General features: G+C 37.3%; 2 protein-coding genes. Both read right to left on the reverse strand.

Going from position 1 to position 954, the window contains the following annotated elements; translation table 11 throughout:
• Positions 1-2: 2 nt before the first annotated feature.
• Positions 3-533 (reverse strand): GNAT family N-acetyltransferase, encoded by a 531-nt coding sequence (locus F8B77_RS17325; protein ID WP_151656899.1) that lies wholly within the window; start codon positions 531-533, stop codon positions 3-5.
• Positions 530-799, reverse strand: a complete 270-nt coding sequence (locus F8B77_RS17330; RefSeq protein WP_005423939.1) for a type II toxin-antitoxin system TacA family antitoxin — start codon at positions 797-799, stop codon at positions 530-532. The genes F8B77_RS17325 and F8B77_RS17330 overlap by 4 nt, the downstream gene beginning before the upstream one ends.
• Positions 800-954 lie beyond the last annotated feature (155 nt).

The following is a 954-nucleotide window of genomic DNA, read 5'->3' on the forward strand; positions in this document are numbered from 1 at the left end:
GTCTAAGTGAATAACTTACCGACTGTTTTCATCGGAATGAACATTCTTACTCGACCATTGATTTCACAAAGAACCTCGAAACCATATTTTACGTAGAATGATTCAGCTTGTTCAGTTAAACAATCAACAATAATGGCATAAGCTCTCATGTGAGAGTTAATTTCCCAAAGGTATTCGAGAGCTTTGATTAAGCTAACTTTACCTAGCCCACTTCCATGAAATTCTTTATGAACTGCAAGTTGAGCTAAAAGGAAAACAGGAACTGGATAGCGTGGTAATTTTTTAGCCATCGCTTGTGGCAACGTATCACGGCTAATCGAACTTGGCGCAATACTATAAAATGAACAAATTGGATATTTCTGATTTGGTAATGGCACTGAAGCAGGCAAAACCATTGTGCGGCTGATACCTGCTTGCATATGTTTAGCAGCTTGAGTTTGGATAAAATCATTTAACTCTTTTTCCCCACAGTCAAATGATGCTCTATCGTGCTGTGATTTATCCAATTCTTTGAAAGTTTTGGAATAACTCACTTAAACTCACCACTTTTAGTAAATGCAGCGGCTTCAAGTAATGCTTTATTCGGAGCCTTAGCCTCGTCACAAGCAATCATGAATTGATCAAATACATTTGCTTCAACAGTGATGCTTTCATGCTCAGAAATTACCTGAGTTGAATCTTCGTCCATTAGACGAACAACGTATTCAGTTAAGCTTTTTAAACCAAGTAAAGCTGAAGCTTTCTCAGCCTTAGCTTTGATTTCTTCATCCAAACGGATATCAAGTCTTGCAGTAGCCATAAAACCCCCAATTGTACGGAGTAATACCGTATTTAATATGAGTATAAGATTTAAACGACCAAAGTGCAAATTGTACGGAGCTAATACGGATTAATTTTTAAGCTTTGTGAATATAACGCCTGCATAACACGTTTGCTACTATGCAGATTAAGCTG

The sequence above is a fragment of the Aliivibrio finisterrensis genome, from assembly GCF_008933155.1.
In the GTDB taxonomy this organism is placed as follows: Bacteria; Pseudomonadota; Gammaproteobacteria; order Enterobacterales; family Vibrionaceae; genus Aliivibrio; species Aliivibrio finisterrensis.